A 22,196-nucleotide genomic window follows, 5' to 3' on the forward strand; every position below is an offset into this window, starting at 1 on the left:
TAGGTACCTAACAGTTAGATACTTCAAAATTAAATCTGCTTATGGTGCAAATTAAATAATGCTGCCTTTTAACGGACTCGTTCTTTTTCTGGATATACTAAATTTTTTATCTGTATTTTTAGCGTAATGATAGAAATTCAAGCTAGTCTGCGTGACATCTTCAATAAACCATCCAGGTATCTTAACTAAAGAATAGCCATGTTTAGAAAAGTGTATCTCAATTGATTTAATCACGGGCTTTTCAACAATCGTGATATGGTCTGCTTTAATTAAATCTATAACCTTTTCACCTTGAATCAATGTCTGCTCATTTAAATCGACAATAATCGGTTTATTTTTAAAAAAATCAACGAGAAAATAGGTAATAAATACCGGTATGAGAATAATTGATAATTGGCGCAGTGTTACAGCTCTAAAGTAGGTCTCTTGATGAGACCAAGTATCAGGCGTGGTGAACCATATTATGAAGATATAAACCGCTACCGCTAAAGTCCAGCGGTGTAGGCGAAAAAGCTTTTTAAGGTCAAAAGTCAATGTCATTCTTTTTAGCATTAATTTAATCTCACTTTCATTCGTATGCTATAAGCGTTCCCCACATGTGTAAGTGACTTAAATTTAAATCTTTGGTCGATTTCACTATCGAGTTTAAAGTTTATAGTATTTTTTATGTTCTTTTCAGTAAAATACAAGTTAGTTCCAAGGCTATAGCTATTAATCTCATGATATGTCTGCAACCTATCTTCGTTCTCATATTCCAAATAAATAACTTTAAACAAATGGGTATTACTTCAGTACCTACTTTTATTATAAACGATAAGTATGCTCCTACCGGTGGGCAGCCGAGTGAGTCATTTATTCAAGCACTTAAGCAAATAAATGAAGAAGAAGCCAAGCAAGATTAGCAAACAGTTTTACAGCGATAATAACCTTATCGCTGTTTCAGTTTAAACACTGTTCGCTGACTTAAACCAAGCCCATCCTCAACATCATGGTAAAATTGCGTATAGAGTGCATCAAGCTCCCCTTTTTTGGCTAGCTTTGTTAAGCCCTGCTGTAGTAAGTCGATAATTGCTTTATTTTTTTCATTTGCATAAAAGTAATAAAAGTTATCATACTGCAGCATAATATGCGGCTCAACGACAAAGTTATACTGTGGGCTTTTTTGTATTTCAGCTCTAATCGCAGTTACTGAACGAGGAAAGTAATCGCCAAGTCCTTCATCTAACGCTTTTAACATGCTTTCATAACTCAAATCACCATTAACTGTTAAGCCATTGTTCTTTAATACATAATAATCAGACCAACTTTGCTTTTGTAAGGCTATAAACGGCTTTAGTTGTTCAAGGGTTTTTATATCTGAAAATTCGCCCAGCCGGCTTTGTTTTATCATTAGTAAACGTTTTGAGTGCAAGCCGTTGTATATTGGAAAGGTTGTGTGTACGAGGCTATTTGCTTGCTCTTTTGACATACTTAACCAAGCAAAATTAATAGCCCCATCGTGCTTTAGCTCTTCTAATACTCGTTTGGTATTCATCGGCTCAACACTATAACTAATATTGAGTTTTACATTCATCTGCGCAAAGCTTTTTTCTAATAAGCTCAAAACATAGTGGTTTCTTGGCATATTAGGTGTGCTTGGTTTTCCTATTTTTAGCGTCACAGTTTGCTCGCTGCCCAAAGCAAAAGATGACAGGGTGATAAGGATAACACTGCAGCATAAATTAAATAACTTCATAGTCATTCCAAGTTACTTTGCATTTATAAAATGGGGAATAGTAAGTATAGCGGGAACTTAGAATTACGCTTTTAGGTGCGATAAAGTACTTTAATCACATGCCAACCAAATTTTGTTTTTACCAAATGTGGCTCTAAAATCTCGCCTTTAAACGCAATTTTATCAAACTGTGGAACCATTTGACCGCGTCTAAATTCGCCTAAATCTCCGCCCTTTTTGCCCGACGGACAAGACGAGTATTTTTTAGCTAAGGTTTGAAACTTTGCACCTTTACCTAATTGCTTAATAATATCTTCTGCAATTTCTTTGTGCTTTACCAAAATGTGAAGTGCATGTGCTGTGTTTGCCATAAAAAAAGCCTTTTATACCGTTAGCTAAAATTAAACGCGGCTATTTTAACACAACCCCATACACCTAGCATCTACTTATACCATAGCTATAGTTACCACACGCCTTGCAAAGATTTATAGATTTTAACTAGAACCTTATATCCGATTAAAAATGCCATTTTTACTTTTTAATAAAATAAAAATGACATTTTAGCTAACTTAGATTTTTATGGCTTAAAAAAGCTTAATACAATCAAATTAAATAATCGTTTTACGTGACCTCAGGTGGTTAGCAGGGTCACGCGAATACCTTTCTTTTACCTTCATAAGATCCTCATAACTGCCAAGAAAATAGTCTTTTGTAGGAATTGCACTGTCTTTAAAGCTAATAAATGCGCCTTCAGTCCCTTCAATTTGGGTCTCTCGGCTTACCTCAATCCAATCCATTGCTCTATTAATGTAATTGTAGACTTCATTATTTTGACCTTGTTCTTTTAACTCAACAGACTCATTCCACCATGTTTGGTACTGAATAGTGTAATGCGATTTTGAATAAGGAAATGAAACGCGGGCGTTTGCTTCTTTTTCGTTTATTTCATTATAAAAAGGACCTGCAATTGCACCAAGTGTAACGTAGCTGAATAAACCTAAATCACTACTCTTAGCATTAATCAGATCTGACGTTAAACTTTTAATTAACTGCTCTTTTCCGTTTTTTGTTAAACCGCTACCTTTTACAACCTTAGAGGTTAATTTATGGGGTGCTGGTGCATCAAAATCAGGCGTAAATGGCGTGCCATCGGCATTAGCTAAACTACCTAAACGCTTTTGCTTTTTTAATACATCGAAAAGGGAGTTTCGTGACCAATTTCCCATTAATGCACTATTATAGTTCGCTTTAGTATCTGTACCTTGATGTATTGGCGTACTATTTGGAAAGTGGTTTGAGACAAATTGTTCTAACTCTTGCCAACTTCCCTGCCAATAGCCGTACATGGTACTTGGGTGGCACAAAGGCTTGTTTTGACTGTTAGCCGCAATAGCATTAATTTTTAAATTAGTGCCTACCAGCTTGTCGGTACTTGCATTATTTATAACGTCTTCCCATTGCGATAAAAGCTCAAGCGTAGAGAAAGCTTGCGCATGCTCGTCATTAGTATTCCAGTTTATTACAAAGCGATGGATCTCGTCTGGGATCTCAAATGCTTTTACTTTAAAGTGGGTAACAATACCGTAGCTTAATGCCCCGCCACCACGTAGTGCCCATAATAGTTTTTTATGGGATGGGTCGTTTGCATCAACAATATCGTCCTCAGCATTTACTTCGATAACTTCACCGTTGCCTAATACAACCGTAGCCCCCACCAGCGATTCACAACACATTCCTTTACTGCGAGTCCATGGCCCCCAGCCTCCGCCTTGAATGAAACCCGCCAAACCGACTGTTGCGCATGTACCATGCGGTATTGTCAATGGCGGGTTATTGTCAGCAAGCTTTGGTACCACCTGAAAAAAGCGATAACCGGAGCCTATATTTGCAATATAGTCACCGTTCACTTTCTTAACGTTAAACTCTTTTAATCGGCTCAAATCTAATAAAATCACATCGGTGCCGGTACACTCCCCTTCGTGATCGTGCCCACCAGAACGAACGCGGATTGGTAAGTTTAAGCTAATTGCTTGCTTGTAAGCCTGTGCTACATTTTCTGTTGATTCACACATTACGATAACTGCAGGATTGAATCGCAAACGAGTATTAAATATAAGAGTCTGTGCTTGATACCCTGTTAAACCTGGAGTTTCAGACACCGAGGGTGATGCTTGAGTTAGCAGCTGATCATCCTTAAAACCCGAAGATTTAAGTGCTTGAACAAATTTAAGCGTATTGTTCCAATAGTTTAACATCAGGCTCTGTGCGCTTTTAAGTTGCTCGTGCGGCAGCTGCGAAACTTCATGAACTGTATTTAGGTTATTCATCGTATATCCTCTTTATTATCCTTGTGACATATACACTCGTCACGTTTTTGACCTGTTACTGATTCTGCAAGCGTTTGGATTGCTGGCGCTAAATCATCACGTGCAATATCAACTTTAATGAGGTAAGGCGTTGACGTATCTTCATATAAGATATTAAGTGCATTTTGCAGATCCGCCACCGAATTGACATTTAAATATTTAACACCGTAAGCTTGAGCTAATGCTTCGTAGTTCCAAGAAGGTAATTCATCAAAAGGAGCAAATTTCCCCTCAGGTGTAAATGCGCAAATATCTACAAATGATTGCTCAATGGCATACACCTCGTTACTCATTACAAATACAGCGGTATTACAGTGATTACGACTCAGTGTTGAGAGTGTCTGACACATCATCATAAAACCACCATCACCTGCAATAACTATACTGCGATTATCATTAGCAAGTGACACACCCAAAGAGCATCCGGTTTCATGGCCCAATGATCCCCACGCGGCATCACTAACAAAGTGGCTTTTTTCTATGCCAATCAATCTTGCAGCCATATAAAGTGATGAACTTTCACCTAAAATAAGGTTGTAACCTTTTAAGCTACGAGATCCGTTTAACTCTTGTTGATAAAGAGTAAAGAAGCTTTCGTAGCTTATTTGGCTGTGAAAATCAGCAAGCTCAGTGTTTAATGGTGTATTTAACTTAAAAGAGACTGAGTTCAAAGACGAAGTTGATCGCTCAAAATATGCCGTCAATTCGCTAATAAACACAGTTAAGCTGGTATGGATGAAGTGATCACTATTGCCAACAAGCGCACCATCCATATTAACTCTTATTAGATCAGAGCCTTGCTTAGTTAGCATAGTGAGGTAATCATCAGTAAAAATAGCGCCAAGCGCTAAAATTGCATCGCACTGCGACACATAATCGAACGTTGCAGGTAATGAGGCTTCACCTGCATAGGTGCCTACAAATAAATTGTGACCGACTCCACTTCGCTCGCTGATCACCGATTTAGCTAACGTGGTAGTGGTATACGCAATATTAAGCGAAGTTAAAAGCTTCTCTACTTTATCTTGTAAACCTAATCTAGCTATTTCTATGCCAAGCATGATTACTGGCTGTTGTGCAGTTTCTAGCTTTTGTATAGCCGCGTGTAGTAATGCATTTTGCATATTTAAATCAACGGACGTATCGGTAATAACAAGCGGGTACGCTGGAGTCGGGCATTCTGCTCCCCACACATTTTGCCAAGCTTCTAAGTAAATTGGCCTTTTTTCTTTTATTGCACACGCCAACGCTGCATCGATAATTTGAGGAGCCGTTTCAGGATCTGACAGTATTTCGCTTGCCACGGTAACACTTTCAAATATAGTTTGGTTTGATTTATAGTTACCCGTTGAATGATGAAATAATGCGCCGGTATCTGCGATAATTTTTCGATCATCAATTGATGGGCTGGCCGTTATCACCACCACAGGATTTCTTTCAACATAAGCCCCTGCAATTGCGTTTATAACACTTAATGTACCGACTCCATATTGTACAGACACTGCGCCAATCCCTTTGTAACGAGCATAACCTTCGGCCGCATAACCTGCACCTAGCTCCGTTATGTCGCCAACCGCATCAATACCATCAAACTTATCAAGTGCGCTCATAAACTCCTGTACATAGTCACCCGGTACTTGGAATATTTTATCTAGGCCTTGCTCTTTTAAGCGCGTTAATAAATAGTCAGCAACTGTAAATTTATTGGTACTCATGGTTAATCCCTTCGTATGCAAATTTTGTTACTTCGTCTAGCGTTTTACTGCATGCATTAGGCTGTTTTTTTTCAATTTTATCGTTACAGGCTTTATTACAATCAACGGGTAAATAGTTATGTTGTTGCTTTAGCCAGCATGGTGTGGGTAAATCAAAAAATTCCTCGAGTGTTGATTCTGCGGTATTTAAAGCACCTTCAACCCAACCTTGCTCGTATGAGTACGCCTCACCAATAATATAAATCTTTTCTTTCTCAACAGGGTGGCGCATACGACACATAATTTCATCTAAACGGTAATTTGCTTTCCATTCATGCCATCCTCCGCCATATGGGGCGTCTCCCCAATCTTGGTAAATGGCAGAATACGGCATCGCCAATTCTTTTTGCTCATGAAGCGCTTCAATTTGTCTATGCGCGGCTTCCACCATACCTGTGGTTATTTGGCATTGGCTTTTAGGGACTATTTCTTGTGGGGTATAGCCTTCACATCCATAGCTGGGTGTGTAACCAGAATATAACTCACCCGATTCTAAGCCTTTCCAATAGGGGATAGAGCCTATGTCATTATATGACGCCATCAATAACGAGTTTGTATTTGGTAAACCGCCTGCTTGGTCGCACTCTGTTCCCATATAATATGTTTGCCTAATTGGTAAGTCGGTCACTGAACGACCTGCAACTAGGCCTAAGCTTCGCCACCAAGGCTGCTCGTAAGCCATAAACATTTTTAGCGCTTTTTGTATAAGTACTGAAGGGATATTTTCTTTTAACCACGGATCAGCAAAAAACTCCGACTCGATAAGCTCTAATGAACGTCGTGGCATTGCCAAAATTAGTTGTTTCGCTTTTACAATTTCCTGCTCAGTGACGGTTACGTCATCAATTGTTTTGCCGAATTGATCTGTACACGTTGATTGAAATATTAATTCATATCGATAATCAGGATCATTCAGGTAGTTAATTTTTACTAGCCGTTTATTCATTTGTACTTTTTCGTCTTCGGCTAAACAACTTTTTAATGCTTTAAACTGCGCACACAGCGTTAATGGCAGTGCCTGAAATCCATCTGTGAGAGTGAGAAACTCAGTGTCATCACTGTATTCTGTTGCTGGGAGCTGAGTAACCGCACTTGCGTTAGCAACATTAGCATCGTACCCGCCCGCCTCTTTCATGAATAAATAGGCTTCGTTACTTAATACTCGCTCAAGTAGATTCCAAAAACCATACTTCCAGATCTCTTTGCCAAATACTTTAACTTTCATTTGCTCGCACAAGCTCATGTCAGCAAAACCAGGACAAATTAAGTTCATCACCTTAACTTGTAAATCCTCGGGTCCATAGCCGCGTTCAGATGCGTTTAACTTATAAGGTATTTTGTCAGGGCACTGCGCAAAATCTCGGTAACGAAAATACTGACCGCGCAAATAAAAGAGATTATTTTCACTGCCCGCTTTTATATCTTTCACAGCGGGATCTTTTGAATCAGGGTACATGGGTAAGGAAGAACCCATTGGGAAGTTTTGCGTTTTCAGGTTCAAATCATTAACTAATGCATTAACCATAACGTGATCTGAAGGAATAAAGCGCATTCCCCCCAACTCGGCAACTACATTTGGTAACCCTGGTAACTTTTTACTATATAAACGCCCGCCTATGCGGTCACTGTATTCAAATAGCGCAATACGCTTTTCTTTGCCTTCATGCTGTTGTAGCCTCCACGCGCTGTAAACACCAGACACACCGCCACCAACAATTGCTATATCAAGTTCGTTTTTCATAGTCGTCTTTTCCTTAGCTAGATTAAGCTAAAGTTACCCATAAAGACTACAAAGTTCTATTACGCTTTATTACACTCGATGGCAAATATCTGTCCAACCACATCTAGCAACGACGGTTCTTGTATTAGAAAATGAGATAAGCTGTGAAATAAACTAGACACTCGCTGTAATTTATCTGACAAAAGTTAAGATAAATATCAACGTTATTCTATTCTTAGCGGCAGCGCCAATAACAACCAAGTTACAAATAATGCGCAGCGTCGCTTGGTGCGGGAATTCTACAATACTGATACTTTCCAAATAATGTATAACGATTTAAAGCGATTTTATCGTATGACCAATTATTAAACCTATTTGGTAAAACACTAAATATATTTGCGAGCTTGTACGGATCACCAAGTTGCTTAACTACTTCAAAAAAAAGCATGACTTTGTGTATACGCTTTACCATTTTCAATAAACACCATTGAGGCGTATTCATTCGTCAAAAAACCAAAGTGCATTAACAACAACTCACCTTTAGGCGATTGCACGCTGCACAATTTAAATTTAATGCTCGGATCGTGAGCTATAATAAAATTACACCACGCACTGCAAAGCTTACATTGCGCATCAAATAATATAATTTTTTGATTTAACATTAATGTCGCGGAATCATCGCTCATAAAACTTTCCACAAATTAAGTACTAAACTACTGCTGCACTGGCTTTTTTTGTAGCTTACGCTGCAAGGTGCGCCTATGCATATTTAACTGCCTAGCGGTCATTGATACATTACCGTTATTACTGTGTAAAACATGTTGAATATGCTCCCACTCTAAACGCTCGGGCGACATAACTCCCTCAGAAATTTCAGTTACTGTCGTACTTGCCACCTCAACTTTAAGTGCTTTTAATAAACTTGCCATATCAACAGGCTTGGTTAAATAGTCATTAGCACCTAAGCGCATCGCCTCTACCGCCGTTGCTATACTTGCAAAGCCAGTCAGCAATACAATATGTGCATGAGTGAGTAAATGGCGCAGCGGTGCAATAAGCGACAGTCCATTCTCATCGGCCAGCTTCATATCTAATAAAATACAGTCAGGCTGTTGCTGGCGAGCCTTTAGAAGTGCATCAGTGTGATTATGCGCGATCTCGCAGTTAAAACCGTGCTTAGTTAGCCGCCGTGCCAACGTTGTCGCTAAATTAATATCATCCTCAATAATAAGTAGCTTCATGCTTTTGTCTCTGCTGTTAATAGTGGCATCGTTATCTTTGCAACCGCTCCGCCTTCGGGGTGATTATATACCGTTAACGAGCCATTTAACCGCTCAAATGTCACATTTGATAACATAACTGCGATTCCCATACCTTGTTCACTCGGCATGAGCTGCCCACCTAACTCCGCTAACTCTGAGGATGAAAAACCGGCACCAAAGTCCCGAATAATTAACGCAATGTTTTGTGCGTCAGGTTTCTGCCAACTTAGTTCAAGTTGCACTTGGGCGTGTTTTTGATTAGCAAGTACTGCATTTTGAAATAAATTTAAAATTGCAGGTAACAGCATAGCGTCACTTTGTAATGTGGCTTCAGGTGCCTCGTTAAGCCAGTTTATTTGTTGATTTGGGTATTGTAATAGTAACGTATCATGAATTTGATTTTGCAACTGCTCTGCTTTAATGGGTGATTGCGTGTTTTTATCTCGTAACTGCATTGAGAGGTTTCTAAAGTCGTTAAGCTGAGTGCGGCATTGTAATAGCGGCGTTTGCATTTGCTGAATAACTTCATTGTTGGGATGCTCTTCTAAAAGCTCCTCAAACAATAATTGTAAATTAGCAATCGGGGTTGCTAATTGATGAGTAATTTGCGCGGCTGCGCCATCAAGTGTAACCAGTTGTTCATTGCGCAACTGTTTTTCTCTAACTTTGGCAATAGTGCGTTCACGCTGTTGCAAAGCGCGGTTCATAGCCCCTATCACTAACGCAATTACGCAAGCACTTATAACAAAATTAACCCACATACCAATAAAATGACCATTCATATTCATTTGGTGCATACTGTGTTCGGGCATTTTAATTAATAATAAGCTATAGGCGGCAATGGCCAATACAGCAATATAGGCAAGCCCTCGAGCGCTTAATGTGATTGCAGCTATCATAATGGGCAGCAACAATAACGACACAAATGCGTTAGTTGCACCGCCACTTAAAGACAACAAAATAGTTAAAAAAAGCACATCGGCGGTCAGTTGCATTAACATGCCAATTGGCTTCGCTTGGCTTACATGCCGGTAGGCAAATACACTGGCTAACTGAAAAACCGCCTCAACAGCAATAACCCCTAACAACGGCATAAGTGCAATTTGATGTTCTAGTAAAAAATACACACTGAGTACCGCAATAAGCTGAACAACGATGGCACCACTGCGCAGCATTAATAATCGGCTAATAGCTGGGTCGGTTTTAATTAACACAATATGGTTCCTGGATACACTTGATTTTATTATTCATGATTAACATGCTTTTTTTATTGCATCTATTATACACTAAACCGCCTTATAGTATCCGCTCGCATAGCTGCACTCAAGCATACGTCACTAGTGCTTTAAGCAAGTGTTGAAGGTGGTGGACTAGCTTATAAAAAGCACCTAAGCTAAACACTCATTTAATTTACAAAGTAAAAACTTACAATTAACCTTTCACTAAAAATACAACAAACAATTGGTAAAATAGCAGTAATTACAGCTCTATAGCTGCTATAAACTAGAGTTAATAGCTAATTTTTGTTATAACGTATTCATTAGACGAACACGTCATACCACTTTTAAGAGAACACACTATGCCTTACGCACATATCACTGGTTGGGGCAAATGCATTCCACCAGCCAGCATCAGTAACGACGAAATAAGTGAAATTGTAGATACCACCGATGAGTGGATCACCACGCGTACCGGTATCAAAGCCCGTAGAGTTAGCCATGTAAGTACTGCCGAGCTTGCTAGTGTGGCTGCAAAACATGCTATTGCTTGCGCTGGCGTAGATGCAAAAGATATCGATTTAGTTATTTTAGCAACGTGCACCCCCTCAACAGTAGTTGCAAACACTGCCTCATTAGTACAAAAAAATATTGGCGCCACTGGCGCTGCAGCCATGGACACCAATGCAGCATGTTCTGGTTTTTTATATGCTTTACAAGCTGCGACAGCGCAAATTCAAGCCGGTATGATCAAAAAAGCCGTGGTTATAGCTGCAGAGCGCATGACGTGGTACGTAAACTGGGCTCGACGCGATAGCGCAGTATTATTTGGTGATGGTGCCGGTGCCGTTGTGCTTGAAGCAGCAGAAACACCTGCAGGCTTATTAGGGACCAAAACCGGCTGTGACAGCGAAGATCGTGATATTTTACACATTACTAATTTCGGCAGTGATTTAAATAAATATGAGCCAATTGGCCCATCAGACCTTTTATTTGAAGGCCGTGAAATATTTAAACGTGCGGTTAAAGGCATGAGTGAAGCCTGTGACGACGTACTTGAACAGGCAAACCTTAAGTTAGACGATATAGACGTACTTGTGCCACATCAAGCTAATTTACGCATTATTCAAGCAATTCAAAACCGTTTAAAGGTTGAAGACAGTAAAGTAATGGTTAACATTGGCGAATACGGTAATACCTCTGCTGCAACGATTGCCATTGCGCTGTGTGAGGCCGTTGAGCAAGGTTTAATTAAGCCGCATGCCAATATTATGTCGGCTGCATTTGGAGCAGGCCTAACGTGGGCGGCAAGCTATATCAAATGGGGCGAGCGAGTAACCCCCATTGCTGTTAGCGATGCTAAACTTCCACCGTGTGATAAAACAGGTTTAGAGCTTGTTGCACCGGCTGTAAAAGCGTGTAAAGACGCAGAGCCTAGCTAAAAGCTAATATTACACCAAGCAAATATGTATTGATAAACAGCGCACTGCTTTCAGTGCGCTTTTTGCTTTTTAAGGAAAGTATATGCAACTACTAGGCATTCATCATGTAGCCATCATTTGCAGCAACTACCCACGCTCTAAACATTTTTATAGTGAAATATTAAAGCTCACGATTATTAATGAGCACTATCGAGCAGAGCGTCAGTCTTACAAACTCGATTTAGCTTTACCTGATGGCAGTCAGTTAGAATTATTTTCGTTTAAAGATGCGCCAAGTAGACCAAGCTATCCCGAAGCACAAGGACTTAGACATTTAGCATTTAAGGTTAGTAATGTAGAAAACAGTAAAACGTATTTAGAGTCGCATGGAATCGACGTAGAAGAAATAAGAGTGGATGAAATAACCGGCAAAAAATTCACCTTTTTTGCCGATCCAGATGGTTTACCCCTTGAGTTATATGCGCTTTAACATCAAATAACTCAAGGCAAGGTATGTTTGATTTAATTAACCCAAGCTAGGTTAGTTAAATCGATTTTGTAGGTAAGTAAATACTGCACGAATACCTAGAGCTTCACCACCCGCAGGACGCCCGGGTAATGCTCGTAAGTTCCATGCCATTACATCAAAATGAACCCATGGTGTATTTGGCTCTACAAACTCTTTCAAATAAAGCGCAGCGGTAATTGCGCCACCAAATGGCGTACTTGAACAGTTAGTCATATCAGCCACATCGCTTTTCAAAAATGGGGTGTATTGCTCGAATAACGGCAATTGCCAAACAGGGTCGTTAACTTGCATACCCGAGTCCATAATCGCATTAGCTACATCACGTTCCGTTGAGAAAAAGCCTGGCAGTTCTGTTCCTAAAGCAACACGACATGCACCGGTTAAAGTAGCGAAATCAATAATTAATTCAGGATCATCGTTTTGTGCTTCGCTTAGTGCATCACACAGAACTAGTCGCCCTTCTGCATCAGTATTATCTATTTCGACCATAATACCTTTACGTGTTTTTATTACATCGCCTGGGCGAAATGCATTACGCGAAACGGCATTCTCAACCGCAGGGACTAACACGCGAAGACGTATTGGTAAGTTAGCGGCCATAATTAATTGAGCTAAGGCAATAACATGTGCTGCCCCACCCATGTCTTTTTTCATGTTACGCATGCCTGAACTTGGTTTTAAATCCAGTCCACCTGAGTCAAAACATACACCTTTACCTACTAATGTAATTTGTGGCGCATCAACCGCCCCCCACTTCAAATCGAGTAAACGCGGTTTGTTTTCACTTGCACGGCCTACCATATGAATAGTTGGATAATTTTGTTCTAATAGCTCATCGCCTACCCATTGGGTAAACTCGCCGTCGAATGTATCAGCTAAATCGCTCATTACTTGTGATAAGTGCTGCGGCATCATATCGGCAGCGGGGGTATTTACTAAATCACGGGCTAGATTAATTGCATCTGCTTGTTGTTTTACTTGTTCATATAATGTTTTATCAGCAATGCCAAGCTGAGCTTTAGCTGTGGCTTTTTGTTTATACTCACTGAACTCATAACCACCTAACACAAACCCTAAAGCAAGTTGAGAAACTAACGATTCATCACCCTGAATTTGATAGCAGCCTTTAGGTAATTTACTTGCAAGCTCGCCAGCGGCCCAAAAATCATCAGCTCGTTGCATAATACAAAATACTTGGCTTAGTTCACCCGTTTCTGCGTTTGGTATTAACGCCAGTCCTGACTTTTCAAAGTCGGTATTTGCAAGCCACTGCTGCACAAAGCTCGGTTGCTGAGTAAGCCAGTCTGTTAATTCATTTTTAACAATAAAAGATAGAGGGATACCTGAAGAGGTATGACAAAGTAAAGCGCTCATTAATGACTCACATAATAGAAATTGATGCCCTAGCATAACAATAAGCACTATTAAAAGGTATAGCTAATTATACCCTAACTAGCTTACTTCTTTTCGGGAGGAGTTGAGTCTTGCTGTTGGTTTTGTTGAGTAATTTCTTGATCAATTTCTTTCATAGTCTTATTCATACTAAAAGAGCTCGGCAATACATCAACACCCACAAACTGCCCTAGCTTAACAACCAATGGAATAGTTAATGGTGCAAAGGGTAATAACGCAAAAATGCCTAGCCCCAACCCTTTTAATATATCAACAAACTGCTCATTGGCGCGTTTTAGCTCTGCTTTGTTTGTTTGCCCTTGAGTATAACGCTTGTAGGTTATTAGCATCTCTTTGGTTTCTTGCCTTTCTTGAGCAAGGGCTATTTTAAGCGCCACCATAGCACGGCGAAAACGCAGTTGCTGTCGCTTTTTACTAATTTTAGCAACCCGCCAGGGGGCACGATGAATGACTTTATATAATCGCATAGCCTGTATTCTCACACAGCGCTCTAAGTTCACAAAGAATAATTTACACGCTTTGTTCAATCATTTATTCTAAGTGTCCTTTTTTCCACTTTTGTAATAAAAAATGCAAAAAAATCGCCCCGACACTAAACCCGAAAGACCAAAATCTGATGAATGCTGTGGCGGAGGCAGTTGCTGCCCTTGTGTGTGGGATGAATATAAAGAAAAGCTGGCAGCGTGGAAAAAACATCATGGTGAAAATATCAACAGCAAATCAATTTAATTCAATAATATAAAATGACTAAATTAACTTATTTAGTTAGTCATTATGTATCAATGTCTGTTTTTTCCTCCTTTTCTCGCCCTAGCTGCAATTAACTCTGCGTTATTTTTAGATAAATCATTTGTTTCAACTTGTTAAATAGTGGTTAATTACCCATTGCCCTCTTTAGTTTTTTTATCTATAGTCTATTCGAGGACTCACAGGAGGTGCGCTTAATTAATTAAGCTTTTAGGAGTGAGTTAGCTATATTTGCTCCCCATTGAACGTGAAATGTCCACAATAATAAGTCAGTAATAGACTATACAAATTAATTCTAACTGGGGATATTTAGAATGAAATTAAAAAGCAATACGCTTCAACAGGCGATCAAATTTGCTCTAGCAACAACAGCCGCAGGCTTGTTTGTTTCTGGTTCAGCAATTGCTCAAGAAGAGCAAACCGAAGTTAAAGTAAACAAAAACGTAGAAAAAATTGCCGTAGTTGGTACGCGCTCTGCGCCTCGCTCTATTGGTGACTCACCTGTTCCTATCGACATTATCGGTGGTGAAGAGCTTAGCAAATCAGGTAATACTGATATGCTAGAGCTGTTAAAAGGGGCTATTCCTTCTTTAAACGTTCACTCAATGCCAATTAGTGATGCCGCTTCACTAGTGCGCCCTGCAAACCTACGCGGACTACCTTCAGATAGCACATTAATTTTACTTAACGGCAAACGTCGTCATCGCGCTTCAGTTATTGCCTTTTTAGGTGGTGGTATTAATGATGGTGCGCAAGGTGCCGACATTTCAGTTATTCCAAGTATTGCATTGAAACAAGTAGAAGTACTTCGCGATGGTGCCGCTGCACAATATGGTTCTGATGCGATTGCTGGGGTTTTAAATTTCCAACTTAAAGATGCCTCGGAAGGCGGGTCATTTGAAGTTCGTAAAGGCCAATATTACGAGGGCGACGGTGATACAACCCAAATTTCAGGTAATGTGGGTTTACCGTTTACCGATAGCGGTTTTGCAAATTTAAGCTTTCAGTACAAAACAGCCGATGCGACCAGCCGTTCAGTTCAACGCTACGATGCAACTCAACTTATCAAGGCTGGAGTACCAGACATTGCTCCGATCACTCAAGTATGGGGTGCACCAGAGGTAGATGACGACATCTCTATCTTTGGTAATGTTGGTTTAGAGCTAACTAATGACTCACAATTTTATATGTTTGGTAACTATTCTGAGCGTGATGTACGTGGTGGTTTTTATTACCGTAACCCACATACTCGCCCTGGTGCATACTCAAACGATGGTGGCGAAACACTCCTTGTTGGTGATTTAACCGGCGATATGAGCGGTAATTGTCCAACAATCATGATTGATGACAACGTTCTTGATAACCCTGACTACATTAATGGTGTAGCAAACAACCCTGATTGTTTCGCATTTAACGAAATGCTTCCGGGCGGTTTTACACCAAACTTTGGTGGTAATATTACAGATACGTCACTCACTATTGGTACTAAAGGTGAGTTTACTGGCGGCTTTTTAGAAGGCGCTTACTATGATTTAAGCGGTACTGTAGGTTACAACGAATCTCGCTACTTTATATACGACACAATCAATGCATCGTTGGGTCCAGATAGCCCGCGTGATTTTAGTCCAGGTAAATATGAACAATTAGAGAAAAACTTTAATTTTGATATTTCAAAGGGTTTTGACTTTGACTTAGCTTACGATGTAAACATTGCCGGTGGTTTAGAGTGGCATGAAGAAACCTTTACCGTGGTATCAGGCGATGAAGCTTCGTTTATAGCTGGCCCACTAACTGATCAAGGTTTTGGTATTGGTTCTAACGGTTTCCCTGGATTTAAACCATCAGATGCAGGCGAATACGACCGTCGAAACTATGCAGCTTACATTGATATTGAAGCGCCATTCACTGAAGAGTTCTTAATGGGCTTAGCGCTTCGCTACGAAGATTACGATACCTTTGGTTCAACCACTAACTATAAGTTAATGGGTCAATACCACCTTACTGATGATCTGAATATTCGTGGTTCAATTAGTACTGGTTTCCGTGCACCTACCGTAGGCCAAGCGAATGTTAGTAACGTACAAACTAACTTAAGCAGCGGTGTATTAGTAGACTCAGCGCTATTACCACCAACTAACCCAATTGCTATTCAACTTGGTGGTACTGAACTTGAGCCAGAAGAGTCTCAAAGTTATACCTTTGGTGCGGTATACACCATGGGCGATTTATTCTTAACAGTTGATTACTACAACATCCAAGTAGATGATCGTATTAGCCAATCAGATAAAATTGAACTTAGTCAAGCTGATAAAGACACGCTCGAAGCTGCCGGTGTACCTAACGTACAAAACTTAGCGCAAGTTAGTTTCTTTACCAATGACTTTGATACCACTACTCAAGGTGTTGACTTAGTGGCTAACTACTCAGCTGAATTATTCAATGGTAGTTCTACATTTAGCTTAGCGTACAACTGGAATGAAACAGAAGTAACACGCTCAAGTGATATCACAGGTGCGTTTAAAGTAAGTCGTCTTGAAAATGACTTACCTAATCACCGCGCAACACTGAGCTGGGCACAGCAATGGGAAAGCTTTTCAGCATTTTCTCGTCTTAACTACTTTGGTGAGTACCAAGGTGTTCACGTAGATTATGATGAAACCGCTAAAATAGCTGATGCAGCAGTAACATTAGATGTTGAAGTAACTTACTTTATGAATGACTCAATCAGTTTCTCAGTCGGTGCACAAAACCTACTGGACCAAGAAGCAGAGAAACTTGATTTTACCGTAGCACCTAATAACAATTGGGGTGGTAAGTACTACGAAACTTCTCCATACGGTATTAATGGTGGTTTTTACTACGCTAAAGCAACCTATACTTTCTAAAATGTGTTAACAACAAAAAAGGCGAAATGTGTAATGCATTTCGCCTTTTTATTGGCTCTAAGATGCCTATTTACTCGCATTTTTTATGGCGTTAGGGTTATAGTAAATAAAAAGAATATTAGTTGTATTATGCTACTAAAAAAAGCAAATGAGTTATTATCACAAAACAAGCTTAGAGAAGCTGAGTTTCATTTCAAAACGCTTTTACAATCAGAGCCAGACAATGGTGACGCCCTATTTGGTCTAGGTAAAGTAGCATTGCGTTTAGAACAATTTGATGCCGCTGTTTATATACTACAACGGGCGTGTCAGCATCTACCCTATGTATTAGAACCCTTATATGCACTAAGTGATGCATTTAATGCGGTCAACTCCCCTGAAGATGCGCAAAAAGTACTCGAATACGCAACCAGTATTGCTACAGAAAATCCAGACACTCATTATTATTTAGCTCAGCACTATTTAAACTTTGGCGAGCTTGATAAAGCGCAGGCCACATTTGAGGAGGCATTAAAGCTTGGGATAGCACCGGTTACGGCTTATGTTTTATTTGAATTGGTACAATTAGGGCGCTTTAATAAAGCAAATAATTACATTGATCAGTTACACCATTTTTTAACGCAAACAAATAACCTACGCTTAAAAATGGTCTGTTACTATGCTTTAGCTAAAAGTTACGACAAGTTAGATGATACTGATCAAGCATTTAATTACTTTGTTATTGCCAATCAGCAACAACGTAAACTCAGTGAATTTAATACTGAGGATTTAATTGAGTTTTATGATCAACTTATTGAATATAACAATGAAAGTGTGCTCAATTTAGCAAAACTAAATAAACAGTACCCTGTCACACCCGTGTTTATTATTGGCATGCCACGCAGCGGTTCAACCCTACTTGAGCAAATGTTATCAGGGCACAGTCAATGGGCAACGCTTGGAGAAGACACCAGTATTAGTAGTAAGGTAGTTGCTTTTTTAGAACATAAAACAAGATTACGCTACCCTCAATGTTTAGCTAAACTAACAACGCCTTTAATTAACCAAGCCAGAGATATTTATTTAGAAACGTTAAGCTCTTTTGGGGGCAACTGCCCATTTGTGATCAATAAACTGCCGAGCAACTACCAAAACTTAGGGCTAATTTATATTTTATTCCCAGATGCTAAGTTTATTAACCTGACCCGTAACTTTCATGCAACCGCCTTTTCAGTGTTTACTAATTACTTTGCTGAAAACGAACCCTATTTTTGTGATTTAAATGAGTTTACTTTGTATCATCAGCTTTATGAAAAACTAATGAGCCATTGGCAGCAGTTTAACCGCTTAGCTATTTATAATTTAAGTTATGAGCAGCTAATTGAAAATCCAAAGGAACAATTAACCGCACTATTGAGTTTTACGGGCTGCGAATTTGAACACACTTGTTTAGACTTTTACAAAAATAAAAGCGCAGTTACAACGCTTAGTAAACATGCCATCAGGCAACCTGTAAATAACAAAAGCCTTGATAAGTGGCAGCGTTATGAAGCACCTTTACTTAGTTTGCTCTCGTTGCCTCAAACCAATTAAGCACATCCATAAACTGCTCTTGGCGTGCCTGTGGGTGAGTAAGCATATTAATATGATCGTAATCTACTTTGTGCCCAAAGCGGCGGCCATATATTTGCATTTTTTGCACCCCAGTACCTGACTCATCAATAAACTTTTGAATATCGATAGGCTGTGCCAATGCTTTATCTTTTACTGCCGCAATATGTAACGTTGGAGGAAGCGTAAGGCTTGCTAATGTTTTAGCGTAATCAAAGCCGTCATCACTGTCTATCCACGGATTTTGCTTCGCCCACTGCATACTTTGATAGTGCGACTTTTGAGTTTCATCATCGCTGCCCCACTTTAAGCGTTTTGCCGGTAAATAACCGTGTTTTTTCGCTAAAATTGGTGCCATAAAATACCAAATCAAATTGGCCTGAAATAACTTTTTAGGATGGTTATTAAATAGCGAACGCTTTGAACCAAAATAGGCACACGCTTTTACATCGTTTATCAGCTCAGGAAAGCGAGCAAACACGCTATTAAGCAACACCCCACCCCAAGAATGAGCCACTAAAAAGTCAGGTTTTTTACTCTCTAACTGTTCAATTTTTTCAATGAATGCCGGAATATCTTCAACAATCGCCTCAGTTTGTCCATACCGTGCTTGCTTACAAATAGCTGGCTTACTTTCACCACGCCCGCGTAAATCAGCTACGTAGCAACAATACCCTTGTTCAGCTAAAAAAGGCGCTAACCCTTTATTGCTATGAGTGTAAAATATTTTGCCATTTTCTACCGCGCCATGAATTAATAGCACCACAGGCCCACTTGGCTGCTGGTTTGCAATACGGCGCAAATGCAGTGTTTGATGGTCACCTAATTTAATAAAAACAGACTCTTGAGTAACTGCCAAAGCGAATTCCTTATAATTGCTAACAACTCATCCTACCAGTAATAACTGGTAAGCCAAAGGGAAAATTATGCACTTTTTCTGTCTGTATTTGTTATTATTGGCTTTTATTCCTGTTGTTAAAAAAGCCTCATGAAAGCAAAATCAACTCGTTCTAAATTACATCCGCGCAATCAACACAAAAATGGTTACGATTTTAATTTGCTTACCTCGCAAACCCCTTCGTTAACTGCTTTTTTAATTACGACTCCAGCAGGCAATCAAAGTATTGATTTTAGTAATAACTTAGCTGTAAAAACCTTGAATCAGGCGCTATTAAAAAGTCATTACAACATTAACTTTTGGGACATTCCTGAGCACAACTTATGCCCACCTATTCCAGGTAGAGTAGATTATATTCATTACTTAGCTGACTTACTCAGCGAAGATAATCAGCAGGTTATCCCCACTGGCCGACAAATTAAAGTGCTTGATATAGGCACTGGCGCTAACTTAGTTTACCCGCTAACGGGCAATAGCGAATACCAATGGCACTTTACTGGCAGCGACATAGACTCTGCAGCAATAAAAATAGCCAAGCAGCTCGCTCAGTTCAATAATCTAAAAATAACGCTTAAACAACAAAAAAATCCCGAGCATATTTTTAAAGGGGTGGTTAATGCGAAAGATTTGTATCATTTAACGATGTGTAACCCGCCATTTCACGCCAGTGCAGAAGAAGCCAATAAAGGCAGTGAACGTAAATGGAAAAACTTAGGCAAAGCGCCTTCGCAAGCACTTAATTTTGGCGGACAAAGTAATGAGCTGTGGTGTGAAGGTGGTGAGTTAGCATTCATTTCTAACATGATCAAAGAAAGCAGGGATCACAGTGACCAAGTAATTTGGTTTACCTCGTTGGTTTCTAAAAAAGAAACTCTAGCAGCCTTAGAAGCACAGCTAAAACAACAGCCTATTAGTGAATTTAAAATTGTTGAAATGGCACAAGGACAAAAAGTCAGTCGCTTTATTGCATGGAGCTATTTTGATAAAGCCACCCGAGAACAAATTTGTGAAGAATTAGTATAAAGCCACTTAAGGACACCCCATGATAGATTTTCGCTCAGATACAGTAACAAAGCCGTGCAGCAAAATGCGGGATATTATGTATCATGCCCCCGTCGGCGACGACGTTTATGGCGATGATGAAAGTGTAAACCAATTAGAAGCTTATGCTCGATTACGTTTTAATGTGCAAGATGCACTTTTTTGTAGCTCAGGCACACAAACAAATCTGCTTGCATTAATGGCCCATTGTGAACGCGGCGACGAGTATATATGTGGCCAAAATGCTCATAACTACAAGTTTGAAGGCGGTGGCGCTGCCGTTTTAGGCTCTATTCAGCCACAGCCTATTGAAAATGAAGCCGATGGTAGTCTATGTTTTACTAAAATTGCTGCAGCAATTAAACCCGATGATAGCCACTTTGCAAAAACCCGCCTGTTAAGCCTTGAAAACACCATAGGTGGTAAAGTACTCGGTATTGATTATTTACTCAAAGCACGCGAATTTGTTAACCAACATAACTTAGCACTGCATTTAGATGGCGCTCGCGCTTTTAATGCCGCTGCCGAGCTTAACGTTGATATTAAAGAAATAACCCAACATTTTGACTCTGTATCTATTTGCTTATCAAAAGGATTAGGTGCACCTGTTGGTTCATTATTGCTTGGTTCAACAGCATTGATAGCCAAAGCAAGACGCTGGCGAAAAGTGCTTGGCGGCGGTATGCGCCAAGCGGGTATATTAGCTGCTGCGGGGCAATATGCTTTAGAAAATAACACTCAACGTTTAGTCGATGACCACGCTAATGCACGTTATTTAGCAAAGCAGTTAAATAACGTGGCAGGTTTTAACGTAAACATGAGTAATACCACAAACATGGTTTACGCTACGTTTGATAACAACATAAACATCACAAAACTAGCAGCCGATTTAAAAGCACAGGACATTGTGTTTAGCCCAAGTAAGCAACTTAGGCTAGTAACCCATTTAGGTATTACCAAAGCGGATATAGATACCTTTATTAAAGCCTTAACGGCCCATATTTAACGCGGCTTTATAATGTTTGCGGCACACCGATTCATAACGGTCGTTGCCGCCAATTTCTACTTGGTTGCCATCGGCAATAGCCTCGCCATTTTCATCGGTACGTAATACGTGATTTGCTTTACGCCCACAATGACACACCGTTTTAAGTTCTATTAACTTATCAGCCCAAGCAAGTAAATATTGCGAGCCGCTAAATAACTCACCTCTAAAGTCGTTTCTTAAGCCGTAACACAATACGGGAATACCTAACTCATCGACTACATCGGTTAACTGCATAACTTGATCTTTAGATAAAAACTGACATTCATCCACGAGTACACAATGGCGTTTTTTATCACTATTGAGCGATTTTATTAGCTCGTATACGTCTTTATTAGCATCATAAATATGTGCATCTGCTTGAAGGCCTATACGTGAGGATACTTTGCCCACTCCTGCTCTATCGTCAATGGCAGCCGTGAGGATCACCGGCTCCATACCGCGCTCTTTATAATTAAACGCTGATTGTAATAAAGTGGTTGATTTACCTGCATTCATTGCAGAGTAGTAAAAGTATAATTGCGCCATGGCCGTGCCTTCAAATAAAAAGTGCGCTTATGCTACCCTAAAGTGCAGAGAATACAAATTTGGAAA

At 39.8% G+C, this 22,196-nt stretch carries 19 protein-coding genes and 2 pseudogenes; 8 read left to right on the forward strand and 13 right to left on the reverse strand.

What is annotated here, in order from left to right; all coding sequences use genetic code 11:
* Positions 1-51: 51 nt before the first annotated feature.
* Positions 52-552, reverse strand: a complete 501-nt coding sequence (locus P3J6_RS08375) for a hypothetical protein (RefSeq protein WP_076921684.1) — start codon at positions 550-552, stop codon at positions 52-54.
* A 209-nt stretch (positions 553-761) separates the two neighbouring features.
* Here P3J6_RS08375 and P3J6_RS08380 point away from each other — a divergent pair.
* Positions 762-902: pseudogene (locus P3J6_RS08380) on the forward strand (thioredoxin family protein); the annotation flags it as partial.
* 26 nt (positions 903-928) lie between these two features.
* Here P3J6_RS08380 and P3J6_RS08385 read toward each other — a convergent pair.
* From P3J6_RS08385 to P3J6_RS08420, 8 genes and pseudogenes are all read right to left on the reverse strand, one after another.
* A complete protein-coding gene (locus P3J6_RS08385) occupies positions 929-1,735 on the reverse strand; it encodes a transporter substrate-binding domain-containing protein (protein ID WP_198522713.1) in 807 nt (268 codons plus the stop codon).
* 71 nt (positions 1,736-1,806) lie between these two features.
* The gene (locus tag P3J6_RS08390; RefSeq protein WP_138606824.1) at positions 1,807-2,085 is read right to left on the reverse strand and encodes a peptidylprolyl isomerase; all 279 of its coding nucleotides are present in this window, start codon (positions 2,083-2,085) and stop codon (positions 1,807-1,809) included.
* A 237-nt stretch (positions 2,086-2,322) separates the two neighbouring features.
* Positions 2,323-4,041, reverse strand: a complete 1,719-nt coding sequence (locus P3J6_RS08395; RefSeq protein ID WP_198522714.1) for an FAD-binding oxidoreductase — start codon at positions 4,039-4,041, stop codon at positions 2,323-2,325.
* Entirely contained in the window at positions 4,038-5,795 is a 1,758-nt protein-coding gene (locus P3J6_RS08400) for an alpha-keto acid decarboxylase family protein (protein WP_198522715.1), read from the reverse strand. Before P3J6_RS08400 ends, P3J6_RS08395 begins: the two co-directional genes overlap by 4 nt.
* A complete protein-coding gene (locus P3J6_RS08405; RefSeq protein ID WP_193156566.1) occupies positions 5,782-7,575 on the reverse strand; it encodes a flavin monoamine oxidase family protein in 1,794 nt (597 codons plus the stop codon). The genes P3J6_RS08400 and P3J6_RS08405 overlap by 14 nt, the downstream gene beginning before the upstream one ends.
* Before the next feature lie 241 nt (positions 7,576-7,816).
* A pseudogene (locus P3J6_RS08410) lies at positions 7,817-8,240 on the reverse strand (thiol-disulfide oxidoreductase DCC family protein).
* Between the two features lie 27 nt (positions 8,241-8,267).
* The gene (locus P3J6_RS08415; RefSeq protein ID WP_138570194.1) at positions 8,268-8,795 is read right to left on the reverse strand and encodes a response regulator transcription factor; all 528 of its coding nucleotides are present in this window, start codon (positions 8,793-8,795) and stop codon (positions 8,268-8,270) included.
* Positions 8,792-10,030: a sensor histidine kinase gene (locus P3J6_RS08420; protein ID WP_198522716.1), complete on the reverse strand. Its 1,239-nt coding sequence runs from the start codon at positions 10,028-10,030 to the stop codon at positions 8,792-8,794. The genes P3J6_RS08415 and P3J6_RS08420 overlap by 4 nt, the downstream gene beginning before the upstream one ends.
* A gap of 365 nt (positions 10,031-10,395) precedes the next feature.
* Between P3J6_RS08420 and P3J6_RS08425 the strand changes: the two genes are divergently transcribed.
* Both P3J6_RS08425 and gloA2 read left to right on the forward strand, forming a co-directional pair.
* Entirely contained in the window at positions 10,396-11,475 is a 1,080-nt protein-coding gene (locus tag P3J6_RS08425) for a ketoacyl-ACP synthase III (protein WP_010389122.1), read from the forward strand.
* 82 nt (positions 11,476-11,557) lie between these two features.
* Positions 11,558-11,944 (forward strand): SMU1112c/YaeR family gloxylase I-like metalloprotein, encoded by a 387-nt coding sequence (gene gloA2, locus P3J6_RS08430; RefSeq protein ID WP_198522717.1) that lies wholly within the window; start codon positions 11,558-11,560, stop codon positions 11,942-11,944.
* A 51-nt stretch (positions 11,945-11,995) separates the two neighbouring features.
* Here gloA2 and P3J6_RS08435 read toward each other — a convergent pair whose 3' ends face one another.
* Both P3J6_RS08435 and P3J6_RS08440 read right to left on the reverse strand, forming a co-directional pair.
* The gene (locus P3J6_RS08435) at positions 11,996-13,357 is read right to left on the reverse strand and encodes a leucyl aminopeptidase family protein (RefSeq protein ID WP_198522718.1); all 1,362 of its coding nucleotides are present in this window, start codon (positions 13,355-13,357) and stop codon (positions 11,996-11,998) included.
* An 83-nt stretch (positions 13,358-13,440) separates the two neighbouring features.
* A complete protein-coding gene (locus P3J6_RS08440) occupies positions 13,441-13,863 on the reverse strand; it encodes a hypothetical protein (protein ID WP_198522719.1) in 423 nt (140 codons plus the stop codon).
* A 103-nt stretch (positions 13,864-13,966) separates the two neighbouring features.
* Between P3J6_RS08440 and P3J6_RS08445 the strand changes: the two genes are divergently transcribed.
* From P3J6_RS08445 to P3J6_RS08455, 3 genes are all read left to right on the forward strand, one after another.
* The gene (locus P3J6_RS08445) at positions 13,967-14,125 is read left to right on the forward strand and encodes an oxidoreductase-like domain-containing protein (protein WP_138606804.1); all 159 of its coding nucleotides are present in this window, start codon (positions 13,967-13,969) and stop codon (positions 14,123-14,125) included.
* A gap of 332 nt (positions 14,126-14,457) precedes the next feature.
* A complete protein-coding gene (locus P3J6_RS08450) occupies positions 14,458-17,028 on the forward strand; it encodes a TonB-dependent receptor plug domain-containing protein (protein ID WP_198522720.1) in 2,571 nt (856 codons plus the stop codon).
* Between the two features lie 129 nt (positions 17,029-17,157).
* Complete coding sequence (locus tag P3J6_RS08455) at positions 17,158-18,600, forward strand: tetratricopeptide repeat-containing sulfotransferase family protein (RefSeq protein ID WP_198522721.1); 1,443 nt, start codon at positions 17,158-17,160, stop codon at positions 18,598-18,600.
* On the opposite strand, the gene P3J6_RS08460 is transcribed toward P3J6_RS08455, so the two are convergent.
* Complete coding sequence (locus P3J6_RS08460; RefSeq protein WP_198522722.1) at positions 18,569-19,477, reverse strand: alpha/beta fold hydrolase; 909 nt, start codon at positions 19,475-19,477, stop codon at positions 18,569-18,571. The two genes, P3J6_RS08455 and P3J6_RS08460, sit on opposite strands and share 32 nt — an antisense overlap.
* A gap of 129 nt (positions 19,478-19,606) precedes the next feature.
* On the opposite strand from P3J6_RS08460, the gene rlmF reads away from it, so the two are divergent.
* Both rlmF and ltaE read left to right on the forward strand, forming a co-directional pair.
* Positions 19,607-20,539 carry a 23S rRNA (adenine(1618)-N(6))-methyltransferase RlmF gene (gene rlmF, locus P3J6_RS08465; RefSeq protein WP_198522723.1) on the forward strand — a complete coding sequence of 311 codons (933 nt, stop codon included), beginning with the start codon at positions 19,607-19,609 and terminating at the stop codon, positions 20,537-20,539.
* A gap of 19 nt (positions 20,540-20,558) precedes the next feature.
* A complete protein-coding gene (gene ltaE / locus P3J6_RS08470; protein ID WP_008112280.1) occupies positions 20,559-21,563 on the forward strand; it encodes a low-specificity L-threonine aldolase in 1,005 nt (334 codons plus the stop codon).
* On the opposite strand, the gene P3J6_RS08475 is transcribed toward ltaE, so the two are convergent.
* Entirely contained in the window at positions 21,546-22,130 is a 585-nt protein-coding gene (locus P3J6_RS08475; RefSeq protein WP_178957351.1) for a thymidine kinase, read from the reverse strand. The two genes, ltaE and P3J6_RS08475, sit on opposite strands and share 18 nt — an antisense overlap.
* Between the last annotated feature and the right edge of the window lie 66 nt (positions 22,131-22,196).

This window comes from Pseudoalteromonas sp. 3J6 (genome assembly GCF_903995135.1).
Taxonomy (GTDB): Bacteria; Pseudomonadota; Gammaproteobacteria; order Enterobacterales; family Alteromonadaceae; genus Pseudoalteromonas.

Bases quoted from the DNA above. Each gene is read 5' to 3' on its own strand.
- P3J6_RS08375 (WP_076921684.1), bottom strand. From the start codon at position 552: ATGCTAAAAAGAATGACATTGACTTTTGACCTTAAAAAGCTTTTTCGC.
- P3J6_RS08385 (WP_198522713.1), bottom strand. From the start codon at position 1,735: ATGAAGTTATTTAATTTATGCTGCAGTGTTATCCTTATCACCCTGTCA.
- P3J6_RS08390 (WP_138606824.1), bottom strand. From the start codon at position 2,085: ATGGCAAACACAGCACATGCACTTCACATTTTGGTAAAGCACAAAGAA.
- P3J6_RS08395 (WP_198522714.1), bottom strand. From the start codon at position 4,041: ATGAATAACCTAAATACAGTTCATGAAGTTTCGCAGCTGCCGCACGAG.
- P3J6_RS08400 (WP_198522715.1), bottom strand. From the start codon at position 5,795: ATGAGTACCAATAAATTTACAGTTGCTGACTATTTATTAACGCGCTTA.
- P3J6_RS08405 (WP_193156566.1), bottom strand. From the start codon at position 7,575: ATGAAAAACGAACTTGATATAGCAATTGTTGGTGGCGGTGTGTCTGGT.
- P3J6_RS08415 (WP_138570194.1), bottom strand. From the start codon at position 8,795: ATGAAGCTACTTATTATTGAGGATGATATTAATTTAGCGACAACGTTG.
- P3J6_RS08425 (WP_010389122.1), top strand. From the start codon at position 10,396: ATGCCTTACGCACATATCACTGGTTGGGGCAAATGCATTCCACCAGCC.
- gloA2 (WP_198522717.1), top strand. From the start codon at position 11,558: ATGCAACTACTAGGCATTCATCATGTAGCCATCATTTGCAGCAACTAC.
- P3J6_RS08435 (WP_198522718.1), bottom strand. From the start codon at position 13,357: ATGAGCGCTTTACTTTGTCATACCTCTTCAGGTATCCCTCTATCTTTT.
- P3J6_RS08440 (WP_198522719.1), bottom strand. From the start codon at position 13,863: ATGCGATTATATAAAGTCATTCATCGTGCCCCCTGGCGGGTTGCTAAA.
- P3J6_RS08445 (WP_138606804.1), top strand. From the start codon at position 13,967: ATGCAAAAAAATCGCCCCGACACTAAACCCGAAAGACCAAAATCTGAT.
- P3J6_RS08450 (WP_198522720.1), top strand. From the start codon at position 14,458: ATGAAATTAAAAAGCAATACGCTTCAACAGGCGATCAAATTTGCTCTA.
- P3J6_RS08455 (WP_198522721.1), top strand. From the start codon at position 17,158: ATGCTACTAAAAAAAGCAAATGAGTTATTATCACAAAACAAGCTTAGA.
- rlmF (WP_198522723.1), top strand. From the start codon at position 19,607: ATGAAAGCAAAATCAACTCGTTCTAAATTACATCCGCGCAATCAACAC.
- ltaE (WP_008112280.1), top strand. From the start codon at position 20,559: ATGATAGATTTTCGCTCAGATACAGTAACAAAGCCGTGCAGCAAAATG.
- P3J6_RS08475 (WP_178957351.1), bottom strand. From the start codon at position 22,130: ATGGCGCAATTATACTTTTACTACTCTGCAATGAATGCAGGTAAATCA.